The organism is Paraburkholderia sp. GW821-FHT02A12 (assembly GCF_059422005.1).
This window is the reverse complement of record NZ_JBWKWA010000001.1, coordinates 2,509,772-2,532,795: the sequence shown is the minus strand read 5'-3', so window position 1 is coordinate 2,532,795 and position 23,024 is coordinate 2,509,772. Positions and strand designations below refer to the sequence as shown.

27 protein-coding genes and 1 tRNA gene are annotated in these 23,024 nt (G+C 62.7%); 17 read left to right on the top strand and 11 right to left on the bottom strand.

Annotated features, from left to right (window positions below; translation table 11 throughout):
- Window positions 1-22 precede the first annotated feature (22 nt).
- Window positions 23-289, bottom strand: coding sequence for a hypothetical protein (locus tag AC07WT_RS11425; protein ID WP_492591534.1), 267 nt, complete (start codon window positions 287-289; stop codon window positions 23-25).
- A gap of 242 nt (window positions 290-531) precedes the next feature.
- On the opposite strand from AC07WT_RS11425, the gene AC07WT_RS11420 reads away from it, so the two are divergent.
- On the top strand, window positions 532-729 hold the full coding sequence (locus tag AC07WT_RS11420; RefSeq protein ID WP_494947172.1) for a hypothetical protein: 198 nt from the start codon (window positions 532-534) through the stop codon (window positions 727-729).
- A 101-nt stretch (window positions 730-830) separates the two neighbouring features.
- On the top strand, window positions 831-1,073 hold the full coding sequence (locus AC07WT_RS11415; RefSeq protein WP_494947171.1) for a hypothetical protein: 243 nt from the start codon (window positions 831-833) through the stop codon (window positions 1,071-1,073).
- A 219-nt stretch (window positions 1,074-1,292) separates the two neighbouring features.
- Here the strand turns inward: AC07WT_RS11415 and AC07WT_RS11410 are convergent, their stop codons facing one another.
- A complete protein-coding gene (locus tag AC07WT_RS11410; RefSeq protein WP_492591531.1) occupies window positions 1,293-1,559 on the bottom strand; it encodes a hypothetical protein in 267 nt (88 codons plus the stop codon).
- 348 nt (window positions 1,560-1,907) lie between these two features.
- Here AC07WT_RS11410 and dusA point away from each other — a divergent pair, with 348 nt between their 5' ends.
- The 5 genes from dusA (at window position 1,908) to AC07WT_RS11385 (ending at window position 5,028) form a co-directional block, all read left to right on the top strand.
- Window positions 1,908-2,909 (top strand): tRNA dihydrouridine(20/20a) synthase DusA, encoded by a 1,002-nt coding sequence (gene dusA / locus AC07WT_RS11405; protein WP_494947170.1) that lies wholly within the window; start codon window positions 1,908-1,910, stop codon window positions 2,907-2,909.
- 88 nt (window positions 2,910-2,997) lie between these two features.
- Window positions 2,998-3,073: transfer RNA gene (locus AC07WT_RS11400), tRNA-His, on the top strand.
- An 86-nt stretch (window positions 3,074-3,159) separates the two neighbouring features.
- Window positions 3,160-4,215: a sulfotransferase family protein gene (locus tag AC07WT_RS11395; protein ID WP_494947169.1), complete on the top strand. Its 1,056-nt coding sequence runs from the start codon at window positions 3,160-3,162 to the stop codon at window positions 4,213-4,215.
- Entirely contained in the window at window positions 4,212-4,781 is a 570-nt protein-coding gene (gene cysC, locus AC07WT_RS11390; protein WP_494947168.1) for an adenylyl-sulfate kinase, read from the top strand. The genes AC07WT_RS11395 and cysC overlap by 4 nt, the downstream gene beginning before the upstream one ends.
- A gap of 10 nt (window positions 4,782-4,791) precedes the next feature.
- Complete coding sequence (locus AC07WT_RS11385; RefSeq protein WP_494947167.1) at window positions 4,792-5,028, top strand: trimeric intracellular cation channel family protein; 237 nt, start codon at window positions 4,792-4,794, stop codon at window positions 5,026-5,028.
- A 12-nt stretch (window positions 5,029-5,040) separates the two neighbouring features.
- Here AC07WT_RS11385 and AC07WT_RS11380 read toward each other — a convergent pair whose 3' ends face one another.
- Window positions 5,041-5,286: a hypothetical protein gene (locus tag AC07WT_RS11380; protein ID WP_494947166.1), complete on the bottom strand. Its 246-nt coding sequence runs from the start codon at window positions 5,284-5,286 to the stop codon at window positions 5,041-5,043.
- A gap of 193 nt (window positions 5,287-5,479) precedes the next feature.
- The gene (locus tag AC07WT_RS11375; RefSeq protein ID WP_006048800.1) at window positions 5,480-5,692 is read right to left on the bottom strand and encodes a DUF3820 family protein; all 213 of its coding nucleotides are present in this window, start codon (window positions 5,690-5,692) and stop codon (window positions 5,480-5,482) included.
- A 138-nt stretch (window positions 5,693-5,830) separates the two neighbouring features.
- Here AC07WT_RS11375 and AC07WT_RS11370 point away from each other — a divergent pair, with 138 nt between their 5' ends.
- A complete protein-coding gene (locus AC07WT_RS11370) occupies window positions 5,831-6,883 on the top strand; it encodes an NADP(H)-dependent aldo-keto reductase (protein ID WP_494947165.1) in 1,053 nt (350 codons plus the stop codon).
- A gap of 113 nt (window positions 6,884-6,996) precedes the next feature.
- Here the strand turns inward: AC07WT_RS11370 and AC07WT_RS11365 are convergent, their stop codons facing one another.
- Both AC07WT_RS11365 and AC07WT_RS11360 read right to left on the bottom strand, forming a co-directional pair.
- Window positions 6,997-8,283, bottom strand: coding sequence for an MFS transporter (locus AC07WT_RS11365; RefSeq protein WP_494947164.1), 1,287 nt, complete (start codon window positions 8,281-8,283; stop codon window positions 6,997-6,999).
- A gap of 59 nt (window positions 8,284-8,342) precedes the next feature.
- Window positions 8,343-9,761: a M20 family metallopeptidase gene (locus tag AC07WT_RS11360; RefSeq protein WP_494947163.1), complete on the bottom strand. Its 1,419-nt coding sequence runs from the start codon at window positions 9,759-9,761 to the stop codon at window positions 8,343-8,345.
- Between the two features lie 225 nt (window positions 9,762-9,986).
- Between AC07WT_RS11360 and AC07WT_RS11355 the strand changes: the two genes are divergently transcribed.
- Window positions 9,987-10,943 (top strand): LysR family transcriptional regulator, encoded by a 957-nt coding sequence (locus AC07WT_RS11355; RefSeq protein WP_494947162.1) that lies wholly within the window; start codon window positions 9,987-9,989, stop codon window positions 10,941-10,943.
- Between the two features lie 320 nt (window positions 10,944-11,263).
- A complete protein-coding gene (locus AC07WT_RS11350) occupies window positions 11,264-11,686 on the top strand; it encodes a hypothetical protein (protein WP_492592495.1) in 423 nt (140 codons plus the stop codon).
- Between the two features lie 80 nt (window positions 11,687-11,766).
- On the opposite strand, the gene AC07WT_RS11345 is transcribed toward AC07WT_RS11350, so the two are convergent.
- Together AC07WT_RS11345 and nodI are read right to left on the bottom strand one after the other, a co-directional pair.
- Window positions 11,767-12,594, bottom strand: a complete 828-nt coding sequence (locus tag AC07WT_RS11345) for an ABC transporter permease (protein ID WP_494947161.1) — start codon at window positions 12,592-12,594, stop codon at window positions 11,767-11,769.
- Window positions 12,595-12,658: 64 nt separating this feature from the next.
- Window positions 12,659-13,573, bottom strand: coding sequence for a nodulation factor ABC transporter ATP-binding protein NodI (gene nodI, locus AC07WT_RS11340; RefSeq protein WP_494947160.1), 915 nt, complete (start codon window positions 13,571-13,573; stop codon window positions 12,659-12,661).
- A 232-nt stretch (window positions 13,574-13,805) separates the two neighbouring features.
- Here nodI and AC07WT_RS11335 point away from each other — a divergent pair, with 232 nt between their 5' ends.
- A complete protein-coding gene (locus tag AC07WT_RS11335) occupies window positions 13,806-14,270 on the top strand; it encodes a universal stress protein (RefSeq protein ID WP_115099786.1) in 465 nt (154 codons plus the stop codon).
- 32 nt (window positions 14,271-14,302) lie between these two features.
- Here AC07WT_RS11335 and AC07WT_RS11330 read toward each other — a convergent pair whose 3' ends face one another.
- The 3 genes from AC07WT_RS11330 to lexA form a co-directional block, all read right to left on the bottom strand.
- A complete protein-coding gene (locus tag AC07WT_RS11330) occupies window positions 14,303-14,965 on the bottom strand; it encodes a DUF2939 domain-containing protein (RefSeq protein ID WP_494947159.1) in 663 nt (220 codons plus the stop codon).
- Window positions 14,966-15,140: 175 nt separating this feature from the next.
- Window positions 15,141-15,485, bottom strand: a complete 345-nt coding sequence (locus AC07WT_RS11325) for a hypothetical protein (protein WP_494947158.1) — start codon at window positions 15,483-15,485, stop codon at window positions 15,141-15,143.
- Between the two features lie 74 nt (window positions 15,486-15,559).
- Entirely contained in the window at window positions 15,560-16,210 is a 651-nt protein-coding gene (lexA, locus tag AC07WT_RS11320; protein WP_492592490.1) for a transcriptional repressor LexA, read from the bottom strand.
- Between the two features lie 296 nt (window positions 16,211-16,506).
- Between lexA and AC07WT_RS11315 the strand changes: the two genes are divergently transcribed.
- From AC07WT_RS11315 to AC07WT_RS11290, 6 genes are all read left to right on the top strand, one after another.
- The gene (locus AC07WT_RS11315) at window positions 16,507-17,547 is read left to right on the top strand and encodes a sulfate ABC transporter substrate-binding protein (protein ID WP_494947157.1); all 1,041 of its coding nucleotides are present in this window, start codon (window positions 16,507-16,509) and stop codon (window positions 17,545-17,547) included.
- Window positions 17,548-17,685: 138 nt separating this feature from the next.
- Window positions 17,686-18,582, top strand: a complete 897-nt coding sequence (gene cysT, locus AC07WT_RS11310; RefSeq protein ID WP_492592488.1) for a sulfate ABC transporter permease subunit CysT — start codon at window positions 17,686-17,688, stop codon at window positions 18,580-18,582.
- The gene (gene cysW / locus AC07WT_RS11305; RefSeq protein WP_494947156.1) at window positions 18,579-19,607 is read left to right on the top strand and encodes a sulfate ABC transporter permease subunit CysW; all 1,029 of its coding nucleotides are present in this window, start codon (window positions 18,579-18,581) and stop codon (window positions 19,605-19,607) included. Before cysT ends, cysW begins: the two co-directional genes overlap by 4 nt.
- The gene (locus AC07WT_RS11300) at window positions 19,607-20,665 is read left to right on the top strand and encodes a sulfate/molybdate ABC transporter ATP-binding protein (RefSeq protein WP_494947155.1); all 1,059 of its coding nucleotides are present in this window, start codon (window positions 19,607-19,609) and stop codon (window positions 20,663-20,665) included. Before cysW ends, AC07WT_RS11300 begins: the two co-directional genes overlap by 1 nt.
- Before the next feature lie 64 nt (window positions 20,666-20,729).
- Window positions 20,730-21,656 (top strand): CysB family HTH-type transcriptional regulator, encoded by a 927-nt coding sequence (locus AC07WT_RS11295; protein WP_492592485.1) that lies wholly within the window; start codon window positions 20,730-20,732, stop codon window positions 21,654-21,656.
- Between the two features lie 184 nt (window positions 21,657-21,840).
- Entirely contained in the window at window positions 21,841-22,896 is a 1,056-nt protein-coding gene (locus tag AC07WT_RS11290) for an asparaginase (RefSeq protein ID WP_494947154.1), read from the top strand.
- Window positions 22,897-23,024: the final 128 nt, after the last annotated feature.

Here is a 23,024-nt window from a genome sequence, read left to right as displayed (position 1 = left end):
ACCGTCGCCGCGCATGCCGGCACTATTTCGCGTTGGCGCTGCTGGCGGGCGGTTCGTGCATCATTTTGTCGTTAGTCGGTTTGCGCGGGCGCTTGATCGGCATGTTGTCCGGATTGTCCGGATTGCTCGAGCTGCCCGCGCCCGGCGCCGCCTTCGGCGGCTTCACCATCGATGCGCCGCTATCCTGCGGTGCCGGTTTGGTCGTTTGTGCGAGCGCGGCTGCGGCGAGCGCGCCGAATGCCGCGAGCGCGATGCTGGCTGATCGCGCGGCCAATCTGCTTCGTCTCATTTGATCCTCCTTGGCGGTGTCCGCCTGGCCGGTTTCACCGTTTTTCTCTTTGCGTGTTCGTCGCATTTTTATCGCGTCTTCGTTGCTGTGACGCTCGTAAGGTAGACCTGGTGTTGCGCGGAAAATTCGCCTGCGCGCTCCGATTTCCGATACCTCGCGCTTGCCCGCGCTGCCTCGGCGCACCCCTGCGCAAGCACCGGAAACTTGCTAGGATGAATTGAGCGTTACGGACGGAGGCGGTCATGTCGAAGTCATTGAGTCCTGAAGCGATCGAAGCATTGCGGTGTCTGAACGAGGTCGGCATCGGGCAGCCTGTGCCGAAGCTTGCGCAGACCGTCGCGGCCGAGTTGCTGGCAGGCGGCCTCGTCGCCGAAGCCGGCGACGGTGATGTCGAGATCACCTGCAACGGCCGGCAGTACCTTTCGGGCGATTGCGATTGATCGTTCGGCGAGTGCTGGGCGGGGTGCATGTGCGAGTCGGATGACGGCCCGCTGATCGAGCATGGCCGCATGCGCGCTGGAACTTCACCACGGAGGCGAACATGAAGCCGAAAGGCCTCGACATGGGCGACTACGAGGAGCGCTATCAGGACTACGACATCGAGGTCGCGGTCGAGCAGGTGCTCACAGGCGTCAAAGCACATTTTCGCGTGCTGCGGGGCGAGACCGTGGTGGTCGACTGGCGGCTCGTGCATATCGATACGTTATGGCCTACCGAGCATGCCGCGGCCGAGGCGGCGTTTCGGGCGGCGCGTGAAGCGATCGACGGCGGGCTGGTTGCTTAGCGGGCGGCTTGGTGGGCTGCTGAGTAGGCTGTCAATGAGCCAATGGACTCTTGAGTGGAGGCGCCGTTGGGCTGCGCGCGCGGTGAGCGCAAAAGCTGCATAAGCCACATAAGCGACATACGCAACGTAAACGCGACTAGGCGCCGGCATCGAATACTTCATGCACGGCGCCCAGTTCGTCTGCTGTCCGTGACGAACAGCAGGTCCAACGGCAACGATTTAGTGGCCGAAGAAAACCGATTGCGGACCCGAAACCGGTTCACGCGTGCCCGATTGCGACGACACGTTCTGCACGCCGCCGTAGGCGTTCGATTCGGCTTGCGCGCGTTCAGCGGCCACGGTTTGCGCGTTCTGGCCTTGTTGCGAAGCCGGTGCGCCGACCGACGGACGATAGGACGGTGCCGGGCCGTAGCCGCTAGCAAAAGCGGGTGCGGCGATCGAGGCGGAAGCAGCAACCAGCAGGGCGGCGATAAGCTTGGTCTTCATGGTATGACTCCAATAACGTTCGACTTCGGTTCTGGAAGGCGTTGCAGGGGCCGAGGAGGTCTGTCTGCAACGTCGATGGAAGGCAGTGTATACCCCTACTATCGAAAATTTGTACCGATAATCTGAAATTACTATTCTCGATACTGGAATAATCTGTCAGAGGTATATGAGACAAGGCTGGGCCGTGTTCCGACCCCGGCAACCAGGCGTTTTCTGGTCCGAAAGACCTGCTCGGCAGGGCGGTTATGGGCGGTCCTGGAATGAAGATCGATGCTTTCGCCCGCGCATGCGGGGCATTTGTCCACTTGCGGTAAAATTGCGCTTTGATTTACGCCGTCTGGCCGTCCCATGTCTTCAGCTCAAACTTCCAGTCCGCGTCGCGTTTCGGTGGCGCCCATGATGGACTGGACCGATCGCCATTGCCGTTCGTTGCATCGCGTGATATCGCGCCATACGTGGCTCTACACGGAGATGGTGACCACCGGCGCGCTATTGCACGGCGACGTGCCGCGCCATCTGGCGTTTACGCCCGCAGAGGCGCCGGTCGCCTTGCAGCTCGGCGGCAGCGAGCCCGACGACCTCGCGCGCTCGGCGAAACTCGGCGAGCAGTGGGGCTATGACGAGATCAATCTGAACTGCGGCTGTCCTTCCGAACGCGTGCAACGCGGTGCTTTCGGTGCTTGTCTGATGAACGAGCCTCAACTCGTCGCCGATTGTGTGAAGGCAATGCGCGACGCAGTGTCGGTACCGGTGACGGTCAAGCATCGGATCGGTGTCGATGCGGTCGAGGAATATGACTTCGTGCGCGATTTCGTAGGCACGATTGCGGACGCCGGCTGCAACGTGTTCGTCGTGCACGCGCGCAATGCGATTCTCAAGGGCTTGAGCCCGAAAGAGAACCGCGAGATTCCGCCGCTCAAGTATGAGTACGCGTATCAGTTGAAGCGCGACTTTCCGCATCTGGAGATCATCATCAACGGCGGCATCAAGACGCTCGATGAAGTGGAGACGCATCTTCAACACGTCGATGGCGTGATGCTCGGGCGCGAGGCATACCACAACCCCTATGTACTGGCTGAGGTGGACGCGCGCTTCTATGGTTCGACGGACGCGCCGCTCACGCGCGAGCAGGTCGAAGCAAAGCTGATCGCATATTGCGCGGCGGAAATGGCGCGGGGCACGTACCTCGGCGCGATCACGCGCCATGCGTTGGGTCTGTATCGGGGCGAGGCCGGCGCGCGTGGATGGCGTCGTGTGTTGTCCGATAGCAAGCGTCTCGCGGCGCGCGATCTGAGCATCTTCGACGAAGCAAGACAGCATCTGCGTGAGCCCGTTGAGATTTTTGAATAAAGGACTAGGCAAACGAGATTCTTGTTCGTATAATCTCGTTCTTCATTGATGAGCCGGATTTCTCTGGCAAGTCAAGCAGATTTCAGTGGTGGCTGTAGCTCAGTTGGTAGAGTCCAGGATTGTGATTCCTGTCGTCGTGGGTTCGAGTCCCATCAGCCACCCCAAAGAATTCACGCAGTAAAGGTTTTTGTGAAGCGGCGTTGTGAGAAATCACAACGCCGCTTTTTCATATGCTCAGGCGCTCTCCGATATGGGCAGCGACGATGCGTCATTCGAGCACTTCCTGCGGGGCAATGCGCTACACCGCGCCGGCGTGCGTTATGACGAAGCCGCGTCGCTCGGTTTTTTCGCGCATCTGCCTGAACTGCTCGGCGCCGATGTGCTGGCGGCCAAACGCGGTCTTGGCGATCCATCGGCGGCGCCGATTTTTATCGTTGGTATGCCGCGCTCCGGTTCAACCTTGATCGAGCAGATTCTCGCAAGCCATCCGCAGGTGTTCGGCGCCGGTGAGCGTGTGGAGTTCGGCGAGGCGGTGGTGCGCTGCATCGCGCGCGATCGCGACGATCCGCTGCGAATCGATATCGACGCATTGCAAGACGTGGGTGCGGCGCAACTCGGCGCGCTGGGCGCCGATTATCTACTCCGTATGCGCACAGCGCTGCCGGAAATTGCGGCCGTTGTGCATAACGAAGCGCACAACGAAGCACGCAACGAACCGCACAAAGAAGCACAGCGCTACACCCACTTTGTCGACAAATACCCGTTCAATTTCATCAACGTCGGACTGATCCATCTGGCGCTGCCGAATGCGCGCTTCATTCATAGCAGCCGCTCGCCGCTGCAAACCTGCCTGTCGATTTTTTCGCGGCTCTTTCACGACGTGCCGTTCAGCTACGACCTCGGCGAACTGGGCCGCTACTACCGCGCGTACGACGCGCTGATGGCGCATTGGCAACGCGTGCTGCCCGAGGGCGTGATGATCGAGGTCCAGTACGAAGACCTGGTCGAAAATCTCGAAGGCAACGTCCGTCGAATGCTGGCGCATTGCGGGCTCGACTGGAATGAACGCTGTCTCGCGTTTCACCGGACCGCGCGTCAGGTGAATACGGCAAGTGCGGCGCAGGTACGCCAGCCGATCTACAAGACGTCGGTGCGGCGCTGGCAGCCGCCGCAGGCGTTGCTGCAACCGCTGTTCGACGGACTGGGCCCGGCGCTGGCGGCGACCGATGGCTTCGCCACGCATGAGCACGCGTCGCCGGACTCCGGCGTTCAAGCCGTGACAACCCACCCGGAGTACAAATCATGAGTTCGATCGGCGGAGCGGTCGTATGGATGACCGGCTTGTCCGGCGCCGGCAAATCGACACTGGCCAATGTGTTGCACCGACGCCTCGCGGAGGCGGGCCAACGCTCGGTCGTGCTCGACGGCGACGTGCTGCGGCGCGGCCTGAACTCGGACCTCGGCTACACGCTCGCGGACCGCACCGAAAATCTGCGCCGGGTTGCGCATGTCGCGGCGTTGTTCAGGCAGCAGGGCTTCATCGTGATTGCCGCGGTGATCTCGCCCGAGCACCGGCATCGGCGCGCGGCGCGCGAGATCGTCGGCGAAGGCTTTATTGAAGTGTTCGTGAACGCGCCATTGCGGGTGTGCGAAGCGCGCGATGTCAAAGGGCTCTATGCGCGCGCCCGGCGCGGCGAGATCCCTCATTTCACCGGCATTTCCGGGCCGTTCGAAGCGCCGCTGGCACCCGACGTCGATATCGAAACCGATCGGGTGTCGCTCGATATGGCCGTCGCCACGCTGCTCGCGCATCTGGCAGAGGCGGGTCACCTGTCCGGACTTCCAGCAGAAGCGGCCAGCCACGCGTTCTAGGCGAAGCCGGTTGCACGCAGCCGTACCGCCCTTCCGGCTCGCAATTTTTCACCCGACACGCGGCGGTCTCGACCTGTTGGGCGTGATGGTGATCTCGTTTGTCGCAGCGCTCGGCGGCGGGGTGATCCGCGATCTGTTGATCGGCGACACGCCGCCGAATGCGATACGCGACTGGCGCTATCCGGCGCTGACGTTCGCGACCGGTTTGCTCATAAGGGCGACGAAGCGTTCGGCAGACGCTGCCTGACCTCGCACCGTCTTACCGCAGCAAGCCGGCCGTATGATGCAAAGCGGGGTACACGCCGATGATGAATGCCGCATAGATCGCGGCCATGGTCACGCCGGCCGCCGTGCCCCATACATCGCGCGATGCCGCGCCTTGCCGGAAATGCATCGGCAGGCCGACGACCAGATAGCCGAGCAGAAAGAACGCAATGACGGCGCACACCGGCGACAGATCGTGACCGATGAAATCCAGCAGCGCAGTCAGACTGAAATGACGCATGGGAAAGCCGGCTGTGTCACGTGCGAACGCTCGAAGAAACGTACGCAGGAATGCGGGATTTGAAGCGAATTTAAGACCACGGTTTAGCAAGGGTCAAGGCAAAGACGGTGTGAATTTGTCCAGGCTTCAATTGCCTGTACAACAACTTTCGTCCAGCTTTACCGTGCTTCAATTCGCTTTCATGGCAACGCGATCAGCGCTTGCGCAAGGGCTCGATCAGTGACGACAAACCGTTGTGATCGATCTCATGCATCAGCGCCAGCAGGCGGCCGATTTCGCCAGGCGGGAAGCCTTGGCTTGCAAACCAGTTTAGATAGTGCCCGGGCAGATCGGCAATCAGACGGCCTTTATATTTTCCGTAGGGCATCACGCGCGTGACCAGCAGTTCGAGATGTTCGGGATTCATCGTAGATGTTTCGACGGAAAGGATCGTGAGGCGACGGGCGTTCCGCCCGCTGCAACGGCATTTTAGCCGCGCTGCAGGCATCGCGCCGGCATGGTAACGTCTGCGCTTTCCATTCACACAATCAACAGGACAAGTTCGATGGAATACCGCAGACTCGGCGACACGGATGTGCAGGTTAGCCTGATCGGTCTCGGCACCATGACGTGGGGCGAGCAGAACACCGAACAGGACGCGCATGCGCAGATCGACTATGCGCTCGATCACGGCGTGAATCTGATCGACGCGGCTGAAATGTACCCGGTGCCGCCGCGTCCCGAGACGCAGGGCTCGACCGAGCGCCACATCGGCACGTGGCTCGCGCAGCATCGCAGCGCGCGCGAGAAGATCGTGCTCGCCACCAAGATCGCCGGGCCGGCGCGCCAGCCGCACAATCCGCGTCATATCCGCGGCGCGGACAACCAGTTCGATCGCAAGAACCTGACCGAGGCGCTGAATGGCAGCCTCGAGCGTCTGCAAACGGACTACGTCGATCTGTATCAGTTGCACTGGCCGGATCGCAGCACGATGACGTTCGGCCGCCCGGCGTATCCGTGGGTCGACGACGCGTATACGGTGCCGATCGAAGAAACGCTGTCGGTGCTCGCCGGGTTCGTCAAGGAAGGCAAGGTGCGCCATATCGGCGTGTCGAACGAAACGCCGTGGGGTGTCGCGCAGTTTCTGCGTGCCGCGGAAAAGCTCGGCTTGCCACGCATCGTCAGCATCCAGAATCCGTACAGCCTGCTGAACCGCACGTACGAAGCGGGTCTGTCCGAGTACGCGCATCGCGACCAGATCGGCTTGCTGGCCTATTCGCCGCTGGCCTTCGGCTGGCTGTCGGGCAAATACGAAGGCGGTGCGCGTCCAGCGGGCGCCCGCATCTCGCTGTTCGAGCGTTTTCAACGCTACAGCAAGCCGCAAGCGATCCAGGCAACCACGCGTTACGTCGAACTGGCGAGGCGTCATGGCTTGTCGCCAGCGCAGTTCGCGCTGGCCTTCGTCAATAGCCGGCCGTTCCTGACCAGCAATCTGATCGGCGCGACTTCGCTCGAGCAATTGAAGGAAAACATCGGCAGCGTCGAGGTGAAACTCTCGCCGGAAGTGCTCGCGGAAATCGACGCGCTGCATGAATTGCAGCCGAATCCCGCGCCTTGATGCAGTTGCTTTGACGTTGGCTGAGGTCAGCCTGAGGTTGTCGTTGCGTTGCCCCGGCTTCGATGCCGGGGCAGCCACGTGGTTTGATTCAGCTCAGCAGGCTTTGACCGCGTTCAGCGGATCTTCAATTTCAGGCGCACCGCATACAGCGCGAGCAGACTCGCTACCGCGCAGAACATCAGATAGAAGCCGGGCGCCAGCTTGTTGCCGCTCGCGTCGATCAGCCACGTGATCACGAATGGCGCAAAGCCGCCGAACACCGTCACGCCGATGTTGTAGCTGACCGCGAGACCGGTTGCGCGCGTCTGCATCGGGAATATCTCCGACATCAGCGCGGGCAGTGCGCCGAAATACGTCGCCTTCAATACGCCGATCCAGATCAGTGCGAGCAGCATTGTCGCGAACGACGGATGCGCGTTCATGTACATGAACGCCGGATAGACCGTCACGAGCATCAGCACAGCGGCGGCCGCCATGATGCGGATGCGTCCGAGGCTGTCGGACAGGTGGCCGGAGAACGGCGTCAGCACCGTCAGCACGACGCCCGTTGCGAGCGTGGCGGCGAAGCCGGTCGAAGCGGGCAGATGCAGTTGCTTGATCGCGTAGGTCGGCATGTACAGGATCATGTAGTTGGCCGCCGTCGAAATAATCAGCGAGCCGGTCGCGAGCAGCATGCGGACCTTCTGCGTGGCGAACAGATCGCGCAGCGGCGTATGGGTTTTCGGCTCCTTGCCGAACTCGGCGCCTTCGTCCACATAGCGGCGAATATAGAAGCCGACCGGACCGATCGCGAGACCGAAGAAGAACGGAATGCGCCATCCCCAGGATTCGAGCTGAACCGTTGTTAGCTGGCTCGTCAGCAGCGCGCCGAAACCGGATGCGAGCAGCGTCGCGAGGCCCTGGCTCGCGAACTGCCAGCTACCCATGAAGCCGCGCCGTTCGGGCGCATGTTCGACCAGAAACGCGGTCGAAGCGCCAAACTCGCCGCCCGCCGAGAACCCCTGGACCAAACGCGACAGCAGAATGCCGGCAGGCGCCCACAAGCCGATCGCCGCATAAGAGGGCATCACGGCGATCGTCAAGGTGCCGATCATCATCAGCCCAATCGACAGCAGCAGCGATGCCTTGCGTCCGGCGCGGTCCGCGAGCGAACCGAGCACGAGCCCGCCGAGCGGCCGGATCAGATACGAAATGCCGAACGTGCCGAGCGTGAGCATCAGCGAGATCGCCTCGGTGCTGGCGGGGAAGAACAGCTTCGCGATCGTGACCGCAAAGAAGCCGTAGACGACGAGGTCGAACCATTCGAGCGCGTTGCCGATCGACGCCGCGAGAATGATGCGATGGACCTTCGCGGCGGACGGCCGCGCGGCGCTGGCTTGCAGGGTGGACGTGCTGATCATGGGCGTGCCTCGGGACGGATGCGGATAGGGACGTGCTGGGTTCGATCGCTCTGGGTTGCTCAGGTTGGGTTGTTCAAGCTCGGTTGTTCAAGCTTCGCGCGAGGCGGGTTCTCGCCGAGATCCCAGAAGAGACCCGCCATGATCTGCAGACCTTCGCGCACGACCGGTCCGAGCAGATGCTCGTTCGGTGCGTGCTGCGAGCACGCCGGATACGAATGCGGGACCCAGATGGTCGGCAGGCCGAGCGTGTCGGCGAACACTTCGTTAGGCAGCGTGCCGCCGAGGTTCGGCAGCACCGCTGTTTTCTTGCCGGTGGTGTGTTCGAGCGAAGCGATTGCCCAGGTGACCCACGGATCGTCAGGGTCGAGCCGCGTGGCCGGCGCGCCGCGCTCGACGCTGATCTCCACCAGCGAAAATCCGTGCGCATCCAGATGCGTGCGCAGATGCTGTTCGAGTCTTTCCCAATCGGTGCCGACCACGAAACGCAACTGGCAATGCGCGAACGCCGACGACGGAATCGCGTTGACCGGGTTCTCGGGATTGCCCGCCTTCAAAGCCAGCACTTCGAAGCTGTTCCAGCCGAACACGCGTTCGGCCGGCGTGAGACCGGGCTCGCCCCAGTTGTCGTCGACGGCGGGGTCGCCCGGGCCGCCGCCCACCGTGATATCGGCCAGCGCGCGCCGCACCGCGGCGGGAATCGGCGGCGGGCGCAAGCCGTCGACGGCAATCACGCCGCGCGCATCGACCAGACTCGCGAGCGCGTTCGCGAGCACCGTGGCGGGATTGCGCAGCAGGCCGCCCCAGTTGCCCGAGTGATGCGCGCCGTCGCGCAGGTTCAGCGAGAGTTTGAAGTTCACCGAACCGCGCGAGCCGAGGAACACGGTGGGGCGGTGCGCGGCGAGGCGCGGGCCGTCGGAGGCGAGCAGCACGTCGGCGGCCAGTTCCTGTTTGTGAGCGCGGCAGATCGCGTCGAGCCCCGGCGAGCCGGTTTCCTCGCCCATCTCGATCAGCAGCTTCGCGTTGAAGCCGAGCTTGCCGCCGCGTGCGCCGAGCACGCTGGCCAGCGCGGCGAGGTTGATGCTGTGCTGACCCTTGTTATCGGCGGTGCCGCGGCCATACCAGCGCTCGCCTTCGACAGTCACGGCCCACGGCGTGAGCGGCTCGCGCCATTGATTGTCGTAGCCGCGCACCACATCGCCGTGGCCGTAGATCAGCACCGTCGGCAGGTGGTCGCCTTCGTGACGGGTGGCGATCAGAAACGGCCCGAAGCCGTCGGCCGGGTTGTCGACGATTCGCGTGCTGAAACCGAGACGCTGCGCTTCGGGCATGATTTCGTCGGTCAGATACGAGAGCAGAATGGCGGCGCGTTCGGTTTCCTGGCTCTCGGTACGAAAGCCGACGCGGCGGTTGAGGACGTCGAGAAAGGCGCCCGATTCGAAATGGCGTGTCGCGTGTTCGATGGCCTGGTCGCGGCTCATGCATGTCTCCGGTGTAGGGTGCGGATTCGACGCGCGGGGGTGCCATGCGTGGGATGCATTGCCGGCAGCGGTCTGAGTGGAATCGATTCTAGGAGGCCGTTTTTTTTGTCACAATGATCGTCTTTCGAAGCTTGCATTGCCGAAAAGGCAAAGCTCAATGCGCTCGGGCAGTGGCACAAGCAAGGGCGCAAGCAGGGGCGTACAAGGTCGCACGAGGCACCTCCCATGGCACTTTCGTTACACGGCATTGCATTGCGCTACTTCGTCGAAGTCGCGCGTACCGGCTCGATCAGCGACGCATCCGCGCGGCTGCATGTGGCCGTCTCCGCGATCAGCCGGCAGATTGCCCGGCTCGAAGGCGAGCTTGGCGCAGCGCTGTTCGAACGGCGGCCGCGCGGCATGGCGCTCTCCGAAGCCGGTGAGCGGCTGCTTGCCTACGCGCAGCGCAGCCTGCTCGAGGCTGAGCATGTGATCAAGGAGATCGGCGGCCTCGAGGCTTTGCACGGGAGCATGATCAAGGTAGCCAGTTCGGAGGGTTTCGCCGCGGACTTCCTGCCTGCCGCGATGGCCGGCTTCCGGCGCAGCTATCCTGGGATCGACTTCACGCTGTCCGTGATGTCGCCGGGCGGGGCGACCCGCCGGGTGCGCGACGGCGACGCCGATCTTGCGCTGACCTTCAGCCTTGCGCCGGAAAAGGGTGTCAAGGTCGAGCATACGGAGCGGGCGCCGGTACTGGCGCTGCTGCGGGCCGATCATCCGCTGGCCGCGCGCGCAAAGGTGTCGCTCGCCGACTTGCGCCGCTATCCAGTGGTACTGCCCGAGCCGGGCACGACGATTCGCCAGTTGATCGACATCACTTGCGCGCTCGAAGGCGTGCTGCTGGAACCCGATCTCGTGTGCAACAACAGTGGCGCGATGTACCGTTACGCGCAGAAGTCCGGCGCAATCATGTTCACGGGTTTGCTGTCGGTGCGAGACCGTTACGCGGACGACGGTTTTGTCGTGATGCCGCTGACGCATCCGCAGATGCGCCAGCGCAGCATTCAGGTGCAGACGATGGCGGGGCGCGAGTTGCCGCCGTCGGTCAGAGCATTCCGCGACCATCTGATCGCGGAGATCGGCGCACCGAAGCCGGCCGATGCCGCGACGCCGAAGCCAGCTCGAAGGCGCGCAAAAGGCTGATTGTCAGTGATTGTCAGCATGGATTGGGGCGTTTGAAACGAAGCGCGGATGCCACGACGAGCGGGCGGGACGATTGAGGATTTGACGGCGGGCTTGATTGCGGACTTGACGGCGGGCGGCCGATTGGAAGGCAAATCTCCCTGCCGGAAGGCAAATCACGACCTAAACTGTGGGGACGGGGCGGGCTGTGTCGGTTGGACTGCGCGGCGAGTCATGCTGCGGTGCACACCGGTGGTACGATTCAGCCCGAAAAATGGAGAGGGGTACGCAGCTGATACGGCGTGCCGTCCACAACAGAACGATAGGACTCAGGAAATCGAATGGCGCAACAAAAAACCAACCCAAAACTTGAACAGGCGCTGACGCGCGGGGATCTTGCAATTCGCCAGGCCAATTCGGCGCGGGCAACTGCGTTGCTGCGTGCGTTGGGCAAGATGATCGTGGACGCGTCGGCGACGATCGGCGTGGAAGCGTTCACGCTGATTCCTGACGGCGACAAGATTTACGATCCCGCCGATGGGTTGTGGCCGCAGGAATTGCTGGTGTCTCTCGACGGTCCTGTCGAGGATGCGGATCCTGACGAGGTTCGCACCGTGAGGTTGATTGCCGACGATCCTGGCACGGTGTTTCGCGTTGAGTGGCAACGGGCCGATGGGAAGATCGGGCGTCAGGATGGCGGGCCGTTCGCGACGGTGGCGTTTATTTCCGACGTGGATATTCCCTGGACGGATGACGAGGACTGATTCCTGTTCTTCGGCAACGCCGCCTGGTGGCGCCCTTGTGGCGGCGTTTTTTATGGCGCCGCGCACGCAAACAAAAAAACCTACTTCATCATCCTTCTTCGAAACAGAACGGCAGAAACAAGAAACCCAGCAACAACATACGCAAGCAGCACAGCAACGTGCAAAACAACCTCCTGAAGAGGCCGCCCAAGCATGGCGGGGCGAATCAGATCGACTGCATGCGCCAGCGGTAAAACTTCAGTAAAACCCCGCGCGGCAGAGGGCAACTGCGAAACAGGAAAAAACACCCCGGACAACAGCAGCATCGGCGTCAATACCAACGTCTGATAAAACATAAAAAAATCATACGACGGCGCCAATGCCGTCACCACCATCGCGATACTCGCAAACGCGAGTCCGGTCAGCACGATCACCGGCAACGCCAGCAACATCGACGGAAAACTCGCATACCCCAACGCTCCTGCGACCAGCATGATCGCCACGCCCGACAACATCGACTTGCTGCCGGCCCACATCACTTCGCCCAGCACGATGTCGCCGAGCGTCAGCGGCGTATGCATGATCGCTTCCCACGTGCGCTGCACATGCATTCGCGAGAAGCCGGAATACATCGACTCGAAACTGGCCGACATCATCACGCTCGATGGGACTGTGCCCGCTGCCAGAAATGCAATGTACGACACGCCGTCGACGTGCCCGACCATCAGCCCGAGCCCGAAACCCAGGCCGAACAGATAGATCATCGGATCGGCAAGATTGCCGAACATCGAAGCAATCGCAAGCTTCTTCCACACGAGATAGTTGCGGCGCCATACGGCAATCCAGTTCACGGTGTTCGCGGGCAAAGCGGCGAAAGGTTCCTGCCTGGACGGCGTGTCGTCGGGCGTGTCGTAAGTGCGTGCGTCCATTGCTTGTCTCTTGCGTTGTCTTATAGCTATAGAGGTAGGCGGCCAGCGCCGGTCCCGGCTCGTATCAGTCCTGCATCTCGCGGCCGGTTAGCCGCAGGAAGACATCTTCCAGATTCGCCGGACGATGCAGATAGCGCAAACCGGCGCGCTGCTTCAGACGTGCGTGCACCGGCTGCGCGTCGTTCACGTAGCAGAACAGCGTCTCGCCACTGATCTCGGTTCGCTCGACTAGCGGCGCCAACTCGTCGCGCAACGCAACCGGATCGGCGCCGAAGATTTCGATCACGTCGCAGCCGATCTCGGATGCGATCAGATCGTTCGGCGCGCCTTCAGCGATCTTGCGGCCTTCCTCGATCACGCACAGACGGTGGCAGAGCCGTTCGGCTTCTTCCATGAAGTGCGTGGTCAGCAGGATGGTCTTGCCGCGTGCGAGCAGCGAGCGCAGCCGTTCCCAGATCAGATGGCGCGCTTGCGGATCGAGCCCGGTGGTCGGCTCGTCCATGATCAGCACGTCGGGATCGTTGACGAGCGCGCGAGCCAGCGTGAGCCGCCGCTTCATGCCGCCCGACAGTTCGCTCACGCGCGCATCCGCCTTGCTTTCGAGGCGCGCGAACTCGAGCAGCGACGGCACCATCGTGCGGCATTGCGCGGCGCTCAGGCCAAAGTAGCGGCCGAACACAAGCAGATTTTCGCGGACCGTGAAATCGGGATCGAGATTGTCGAACTGCGGCACCACACCGACGCGCGCTCGCGCCACCCGCGCGCGGCGAGGAATCGGTTCGCCGCACAAGCGGATCGAGCCGGCATCCGGGGCCGCAATGCCCAGCAGCATGCGCAGCGTGGTGGTCTTGCCCGCGCCGTTCGGTCCAAGCAGACCAAAACATTCGCCGACGTTGACATGAAACGACAATCCGTCGACGACCGTCTTCTCGCCGTAGCTTTTTTTGACGTGGTGGAATTCAATGGCGGCTTCAGACATGGATCGAACGAGACTCCGGGAAAAAACGCGAATGGCCGGTAAGGTCGCTCATTCTATGGCATCGGCAGCCTGGCGTTGATCGGCGCTTCGCCACTCACGCGGCGTTTCTTGCGCTGCCGCATAGCCTCGCACCTGCCTGGGGCGCACTTAGCGTTTTCCATCCCTTGCAACCTGAATTGCGGCGCACCATGATTCATTTACGACCGCGTTCCCCGCGGTAAGGGAGAAAACCATGGCGAGCTACAAAAAAATCCTGCTTTGCTACGACGGCTCGCGCGAGGGCCGCAAAGCGCTGCGCTGTGGCGCCGATCTGGCGTTGGACCTGAAGGCGGAAACGCATCTGTTGTCGGTGGTGGACATGCGCTCGAGCATAGCGCAAAGCGCTGGCCTGCTCACCGACGTGGCCTGCGGCAGCTTCGAGAAGACAGCGCGTGACATCCTGCAGGAAGGGGTGGACTGGCTCACCGAGCGCGGCGTCAACGCGCAAGGACATTTCGCGTTCGGTCATCCCATCGACGAGATTGCCAATCTCGCCAACGAACTGCACGTCGACCTGGTGGTGGTCGGCCACCGTTGCCGCACGGGTCTGTCACGCTGGTGGATGGGCGCGGGAAATACGCCGCTGCTCGACCGGGTCTCGTGCAGCATTCTGGTGGCATGTTCGTCCGCCCAGGAGCAGCAGCAAGCGGCGGCTTGACGCCAGCCCCATGAACCGCGTCGACCGGAAGATCAGTCGTTCAGGTCGACCGCGGCGAACTTCCATGTGAACAAACCTTCGCGCCGAAAGATCGCCGCGTAGCGCGCGTCGCCCGCGCCGTGCTGATACCTGATGACGAATTCGTTGATGCTGCGATAGCCCGCCGTGGTTTGCGGCGGTTGCGGCGGCGTGGCGCTGTTGCCCGCGTTGTCAGCCGCGCTGTGCGCTGCGGTGTTAGCCGCGCTGTTAGCCGTTTTGCCATCGGCAGGGGACGCAGGCGCATTTTCCGCGGCAGGCGGCGCGGGCGGCCGCTCGCCCGGTTCGCCACGCGGCGGCATGCCGTTCAGCAACGCGGCTACGCCGTCCGGCGTCGCGTACGCATCTACTAGCGGTCCGATCAGCGCAACGCCGATCATCGCGCCAATGGCGGCAAATGGATTGCCGTTGCCATGTGCGTCGAGTCGGCGCGTCAGCAAGCCGGTGACCTGTTGCTTCAGGCTCTCGCGCAACGCCGGAAAGTCGACATACTGATTGACGGTCTCCGCATCGCGTGCGTCTGCCGCGCGTTTCAGATTGTTCAGCGCGATATATGGCGATGCATAGCCTAATCCCAGGGCGGCCACCACTGCAATCACAATCAGAACAACGATCAGCGGCCGTGCGGCGCTGCGTTTGGTGCGTGTCGAAACTGCCATCGAGTGGAACTCTCTATCAAGGGTGGTCTAACGTGGACCGCGGCCACACGAAAACGATCCCACGCGATGCAATATCTGAAGAGATCTGGAGAGGCGCGTGCAAGGCAACAGCATGGCAATGACAGGTCAATGATATGGCAACAGCAGAGCAACTACACGCACGCCCTGCACCTGATTACTCGAACACCGCCCCGTGCACGTTGGCTTCTTCAGCGATGCAGCGGTCGATCATCCGGCATACGGCGTCTACCGTGCCGACCATGATCAGCCGCGACGGCCCGTGATAGACGCGCACCGGTGCCCGTCGCGCCGGCTCTGCCGTATTCAGCCCTGAATTCAACGACACTCGAGCGAAAGCCGGCAACGACGACGGCAAGCTCGGCGCCCGCGATGCAGGTTCGTCGAACAGCGATGGAGCGCTGGCCGTGGACGCCTCGATCAGCGAACAGGGCACCAGCTTGCGCAGATGGCGCAAACGACCGAACTGGCGAAAAGGCAGCAGGCGGGCAAGGCGTTCCATGAGTCTCTCCAGGCGATTCAACGTAGGGGCAGCGGCGCGTTAGGCGTCGGGCAAGCGTTGGTAGAAGCAGGCGCTCAGAACTCGCCGGGGCGGATCAGCCCAACAGCGATGCCTTCCAGCGCGAAATCCGCACTGCCGGTCTGAACGAAGATGTTTTCGTAATCGGGGTTTTCCGCGATCAGTTCGATGCCGTTTGGCCGACGCTTCAGGCGCTTGACCGTTACGTCGTCGCCGAGCCGCGCGATGATGATCTGGCCGTCTTTCGCTTCGCTTTTCTTTTGCACCGCGAGCAGGTCGCCGTCGAAGATGCCGGCGTCGCGCATCGACAACCCGCGAACCTTCAGCAGGTAGTCCGGTTTGCTCGAGAACAGCGCCGGGTCGCACGCATAGTGCTGCGAGATATGTTCCTGTGCGAGGATCGGGCTGCCGGCCGCGACGCGGCCGATCAGCGGCAGCGACAGCTGCATGATGCTGGGGTGCGGCAACGTGAACTGGTGCGGCGAATCTTCGGGACCCGCCAGCAGACGAATGCCGCGCGACGCACCTGCCGCGAGTTCGATCACACCCTTGCGGGCCAAGGCACGCAGATGTTCTTCGGCCGAATTGGCCGAGCTGAAACCCAGTTCGGCGGCGATCTCCGCGCGGGTGGGCGGAAAGCCGGTACGTTCGATAGCCCGTCGGATCAGATCGAAAACCTGCTGCTGTCGTGCGGTGAGTTTGGTCATGGCGCTACTGTATGTATGAACAGGTGACTGTATTTTTATACAGTATTCGATGCAATTCAAGCTTTACTTTAAGTTCGTCGTCTGGGGTGTCGCTCCGGCGTCGCAAAAGGACGCTTAAACAACCGTTTTCGTGTCGCAACGCCTTATCCAGCTGCCATTACCACTTTTACGTATTAAAGAATGAAGAAACATTATTTTTAATGATGAAAGCCCTTCGATAGACTGGCTTCCGAGTTGACGCGCTGCAGACGCAAAAACAAGACGCCGTAACGGCAACCACAACGCGGAGAAGCTGGATGAACCATCGGGGCACGGGGCTGGCAGGCAAGACCAAAAAACTCATCGCGGCGCTCGCGTTCGGCGCGGCAACCGCTGTCGGCGTGATGGCGCAGGCGCACGCCGCCGACACGACGCTGCTGAACGTGTCGTACGACCCGACGCGTGAACTGTACCAGGACGTCAATCAGGCATTCGGCAAGGAATGGAAGGCCAGGACCGGCGAATCGATCACCTTCAAGCAGTCGCACGGCGGTTCGGGCGCTCAGGCGCGCTCGGTGCTCGACGGTCTGCAGGCGGATGTCGTGACGCTGGCGCTCGCCTACGACATCGACGCGCTGGCTAACAAGGGTTTGCTGGACAAGGGCTGGCAAAAGCGTTTGCCGGACAACGCGTCGCCGTACACGTCGACGATCGTGTTCCTCGTGCGCAAGGGCAACCCGAAGCACATCAAGGATTGGGACGATCTGACCAGGCCGGGCGTGTCGATCGTCACGCCGAATCCGAAGACCTCGGGCGGCGCGCGCTGGAACTATCTGGCCGCATGGGCCTACGCCGAACATCAGCCGGGCGGCAATGACCAGAAGGCGAAGGAATTCGTCGGCAAGCTCTATAAGAATGCCGGCGTGCTGGATTCGGGGGCGCGCGGCGCAACGACCAGCTTCGTGCAGCGCGGCATCGGCGACGTGCTGATTGCATGGGAAAACGAAGCGTTCCTGTCGCTGAAGGAATTCGGTCCGGACAAGTTTGAAATCGTCGTGCCGTCGGTGAGCATTCTGGCCGAGCCGCCGGTTGCCGTGGTGGACAAGGTGGTCGACAAGCACGGCACGCGCAAGCTGGCCGAAGCGTATTTGAACTTCCTGTATAGCGAGCAGGGTCAGGAGATCGCCGCGAAGAACTTCTACCGTCCGCGTTCGAACAAGGTGCCGGCCGAGCTGACCGCGAAGTTTCCGAAGCTGAAGCTGTACACGGTGGACGATTCGTTCGGCGGCTGGGCGAATGCGCAGAAGACCCACTTTGCCGACGGCGGCGTATTCGATTCGATCTACCAGCCGCAGTAAGACTGCCAATGCCAGAAGCCGCACAGGCGGCGAGAGGCGGCAACACCTGGCCAGAAAGCGCGCCCAGTGGGCGCGCTTTCTGGCTAGCCGGACGACCGCAAAAGCACGGCAAGCATCAACCCTGAAAGAGTATCCAGCATGACGACGTGGACCTTCCGAAAACCGAGCGCCTTGCCCGGTTTTGGCCTGACACTCGGCATCACGGTGGCGTATCTGAGCCTCGTGGTGCTGATTCCGCTTGCGGCAACTTTTCTGAAAACCGCCACGCTCGACTGGAGCCAGTTCGTGCGCGCGGTGAGCTCGCCGCGCGTGCTCGCGTCGTACCGGCTGACGTTTTTCTCGGCGCTCGGCGGCGCGCTGATCAACGCGGTGTTCGGCTTCCTCGTGGCGTGGGTGCTGGTGCGCTACACGTTCCCGTTCAGGCGGCTCGTCGATGCGGTGGTCGATCTGCCGTTCGCGCTGCCGACGTCGGTGGCCGGTATCTCGCTTGCGGCGGTCTATGCGGGCAACGGCTGGATTGGGCAGTTCCTCGAGCCGCTCGGCATCAAGGTCGCCTTTACGCCGGCCGGCGTGCTGATCGCGTTGACCTTCATCGGTTTGCCGTTCGTCGTGCGGACCGTGCAGCCGGTGCTCGAAGAATTCGAGCGCGAGCAGGAAGAAGCGGCCGCGTGCCTCGGCGCGTCGCGCTGGCTGACGTTCCGGCGCGTAGTGCTGCCTGCGGTGTTTCCGGCTCTGCTGACCGGTTTCGCGCTGGCGTTCGCACGGGCGCTCGGCGAGTACGGCTCGGTGATCTTCATCGCCGGCAACGTGCCGATGAAATCGGAAATCACCTCGCTGCTGATCATCACCAAGCTCGAACAATACGACTACGCGGGCGCAACCGCATTGGCGGTGGTGATGCTGGTCGTGTCGTTCCTGATGCTGTTGTTCATCAATACCTTGCAGTGGTATCTGCAGCGGCGCACGAGCCGCGGTGCAGCGGGCCCGGCGCCTGCGGCCGCGAGCGTTACGGCAAGCGGCGCAGGTGTGCAATGAGCCGCGATACTGTGGATACCGTCGCGCTTGCCGCCGCGCCGCGCGCGCCGCTCGAGGTGGCACGCCGGCCTGATCCGGTCACCGAGCCGCCCGTCGTGCGCTGGATTCTGACCGGCGTCGCGTTGCTGTTTCTCGCGCTGTTTCTGGTCGTACCGCTGGTCGCCGTGTTCTATCAGGCATTGAACAAGGGCATTGGTTTCTATCTGGAATCGCTCGCCGATCCGGATGCGCTGTCGGCCATCAAACTGACGGTGATTACCGCCGCGATTGCCGTGCCGCTGAACCTCGTGTTCGGCCTTGCCGCGTCATGGTGTATCGCCAGGTTCGAATTCCGCGGCAAGGCGCTCCTGACCACGCTGATCGATCTGCCGTTCTCGGTCTCGCCGGTGATCTCCGGTTTGATCTACGTGCTGATGTTCGGCGCGCAAGGCTGGTTCGGGCCGTGGCTGCAAGCGCATAACGTGCAGATCATCTTCGCGGTGCCCGGCATCGTGCTGGCGACGATCTTCGTCACGTTCCCGTTCGTCGCGCGCGAGCTGATTCCGTTGATGCAGGCGCAAGGCAACGACGAAGAAGAAGCCGCGCACGTGCTCGGCGCGTCGGGCTGGCAGATCTTCCGCCGCGTCACCTTGCCGAACGTCAAATGGGGTCTGCTGTACGGCGTGATTCTGTGCAATGCGCGGGCGATGGGCGAGTTCGGCGCCGTGTCGGTGGTGTCCGGCCACATTCGCGGACAAACCGACACGATGCCGCTGCACGTCGAAATTCTCTACAACGAATACAACTTCTCGGCGGCGTTCGCCGTGGCGTCGGTGCTGGCCTTGCTCGCACTCGTGACGCTCGGTCTGAAGCTGCTCGCCGAACGCCATATGTCGGCGGAACTGTCGGACGCGCGCGATGTGCCCGCGTACGCAGGTCCCGCGTACGCAGATCCTGTCACGCAGCCGTCGTCGTCAGCGCCGTCCGTGAAGGCGGCGCATCGGCCCCCGGCGCATCGGCACCCGGTCAAGCAAGGAGAGCTGTAATGGGTATCACCGTTCGTAACCTGCAAAAGCGCTTTGGCGATTTCGTCGCGCTCGATAACGTTTCGCTCGACTTTCCGCCGGGCGAACTGGTTGCGCTGCTCGGGCCGTCGGGCTGTGGCAAGACGACCTTGCTGCGCGTGATCGCCGGACTCGAATATTCGGACGGCGGCCAGGTCGTGCTGCAAGGCCAGGACGTCGAGACAGTCGGGGCGCGCGAACGCGAAGTCGGCTTCGTGTTCCAGCATTACGCGCTGTTCCGTCATATGACGGTGTTCGAGAATGTCGCGTTCGGCCTGCGCGTGAAACCGCGCAAGGCACGGCCGTCGGAAGCGGTGATTCGCGAGAAGGTGCATGAACTGCTGAAGCTCGTGCAACTCGACTGGCTTGCGCAACGCTATCCGTCGGAACTGTCGGGTGGTCAGCGGCAGCGGATCGCTCTCGCGCGCGCGTTGGCCGTCGAACCGAAGGTGCTGCTGCTCGACGAACCGTTCGGCGCGCTGGATGCGAAGGTCCGCAAGGAGTTGCGCAGCTGGCTGCGGCGTCTGCACGACGATCTGCATATCTCGACGATTTTCGTCACGCACGATCAGGAAGAAGCGCTCGAAGTGGCCGACCGGATCGTCGTACTCAATCGCGGGCATGTGGAGCAGGTCGGCAGTCCGCAAGACGTGTACGACCATCCGCAGACCTCGTTCGTCTACGAGTTTCTCGGCGCGGCGAACCGGCTGCACGGCAACGTCGATTCGAGCGGCTTCGTGGTCGACGGCGCGGCGCTGCCGGTTGCGATCAAGGCCGACTTCAGCGGGCCGGCGTTCGCCTATGTGCGTCCGCACGATCTGCAGTTGTATCCGCCGGCAGCAGGCCATCGCGAAGGCATCGTCGTCGATGTGCGGCGCGTGGTGACGCTCGGCGGCTCGGTGCGTGTCGAACTCGCCGGGCGCGAGGGCAATCTGCTCGAAGCGGAACTCGATCGCGAGGCGTGGCGCGATCTGCAACTGGCGGTCGGCGACGGCGTCACCGCGGTGCCGCGTGCGTTGCGCGTTTTCCCCGCGCAATGAGCGGCCTCGCCTTGAGGAAACCCATTCGATTAACCTAACTCTGGCTGAACCGGGGACATAAAAGATGAACTTCCAGCAATTGCGCTTTGTGCGCGAGGCCGTGCGTCAGAACATGAATCTGACTGAGGTGGCGAACGTGCTGTACACGTCGCAGTCGGGCGTATCGAAACAGATCAAGGATCTCGAAGACGAACTCGGCGTCGACATTTTCATCCGGCGCGGCAAGCGTCTGACCGGCCTCACCGAGCCGGGCAAAGCGGTGCATCAGCTGATCGAGCGGATGCTGCTCGACGCGGAAAATCTGCGCCGCGTCGCGCGCCAGTTTGCCGACCAGGACAGCGGCCACCTGGTCGTGGCGACCACTCACACCCAGGCGCGTTACGCGCTGCCGAAGGTGATCCGCCAGTTCACCGAGGTGTTCCCGAAGGTGCACCTGGCGCTGCGCCAGGGCAGCCCGCAGCAGATCGCGCAGATGATCATCAACGGCGAGGCGGACATCGGCATTTCGACCGAAGCGCTCGACCGCTTCCCGGATATCGTCACGTTCCCGTGCTATTCGTGGCATCACATCGTGGTCGTGCCGAAGGACCATCCGCTGGTGGGCCGGCCGAATCTGACGCTCGACGAGATCGCCGAATTCCCGATCGTCACCTACGACCAGGACTTCACGGGTCGCTCGCACATCGACCAGGCGTTCGCGAAAGCGGGGGCATTACCGGACGTGGTGTTGACCGCGATCGACGCGGACGTGATCAAAACCTATGTCGAACTCGGCATGGGCATCGGCGTGGTCGCGGCGATGGCCTACGATCCGAAACGCGACACGGAACTGGTCGCGCTGGATACGCAGCATCTGTTCGAAGCGAGCACGACGCGGGTCGGTTTGCGCAAGGGCGCGTTCCTGCGCGCGTATGCGTACCGGCTGATCGAGATGTTCGCGCCGCAGTTGAGCGAAGCGGAAATCGCCGCGCAGTTGCGCGAAGCGGTTTGACGGGAGCGGGCCGTCGCGGCCCGTTTTGACGTGCGCTTATGTGCATGCTTAAGTGCGTGCTTAGGTGTGTGCTCAGGTGCGAGATTCGGCGCGCGCCTTGATGCGGTCTAAATGAGCATAAAACGAACGGCAATGCGTTTTTAAACGCATTGCGGCGGACGGCGCATCGCTTACAATCGCCGCCATGAACACTTTGACTTGCTCTTCCGCAACGCCTTCCGACGAAGGCAAGACGCCGCCGCTGTCGCCGCTGTTGCCTTGTATCGCCGTGGTGGCGACCGGCGGCACGATTGCCGGGGCGGCCGCGGACGCCACCAATACGTCCGGCTATCAGGCCGGCGTGGTCGGCGTCGATCAACTGCTGGGCGCGGTGCCGGCCTTGTCCGGCGTCGCGCGCATTCAACCCGAGCAGATTGCCAGCGTCGACAGCAAAGACATGGCGATGCCGCTATGGACCACGCTCGTGCAACGCATCAACACGCTGCTGGCGTCCGACGACATCGACGGCGTGGTGGTGACGCACGGCACTGACACGCTCGAAGAAACCGCCTATCTGCTGCACCTGACGATCAAATCCGCCAAGCCGGTCGTGCTGACCGCGGCGATGCGCCCGGCATCGGCGCTCTCCGCCGACGGCCCGCTGAATCTGCTCAACGCGGTGACGGTCGCCGCGCATAAGGCGTCGCGCGGGCAGGGCGTGCTGGTCGCGTTCAACAACAGGATTCACAGCGCACGCGACGTGGTCAAGACGAGCACTTACGCCGTCGATGCGTTCCATTCGCCGGAGATCGGCGCGCTTGGCTGGGTGCAGGACGGCCGTGTCGAATTCCAGCGCAGCGTGGTGCGCCCGCACACGGTCGCGACCGAATTCGTGATCGGCGCGAAGTGGCCGCATGTGGAGATCGTCGCGAGTTATGCGGGCGTATCGCGGATCGCCGTGGATGCGCTGGTCGCCGCCGGCGTGCGTGGCATCGTGGTGGCGGGCACGGGAAACGGCTCGATTCACGCGTCGATGCAGCAGGCTTTGGCCGATGCGGCTTCGCAAGGCGTCGCGGTGGTGCGTTCGTCGCGTGTCGGCTCAGGCCATGTGATGCGCAACGGCGCAGCCGCGGACGATGCGCTGGGTTTCGTCAGCGCGGGGTCGCTGAATCCCTACAAAGCGCGCGTGCTGCTGATGCTGGCGCTGGCCGCGGGCGGCACGGGTGCGGTGGCATTGCAGAAGGTGTTCGATACGTATTGACGCGGCGCTGACCAGGTCGCGCGTATGACGTCAAGCGAACGACTGCTCAATGAAAACGCGGCGCTCGCGGCATCTGCCCTGAGCGCCGCGTTGTCGTTTCCGGGTACGGCGATTGAATTGCCAGATTA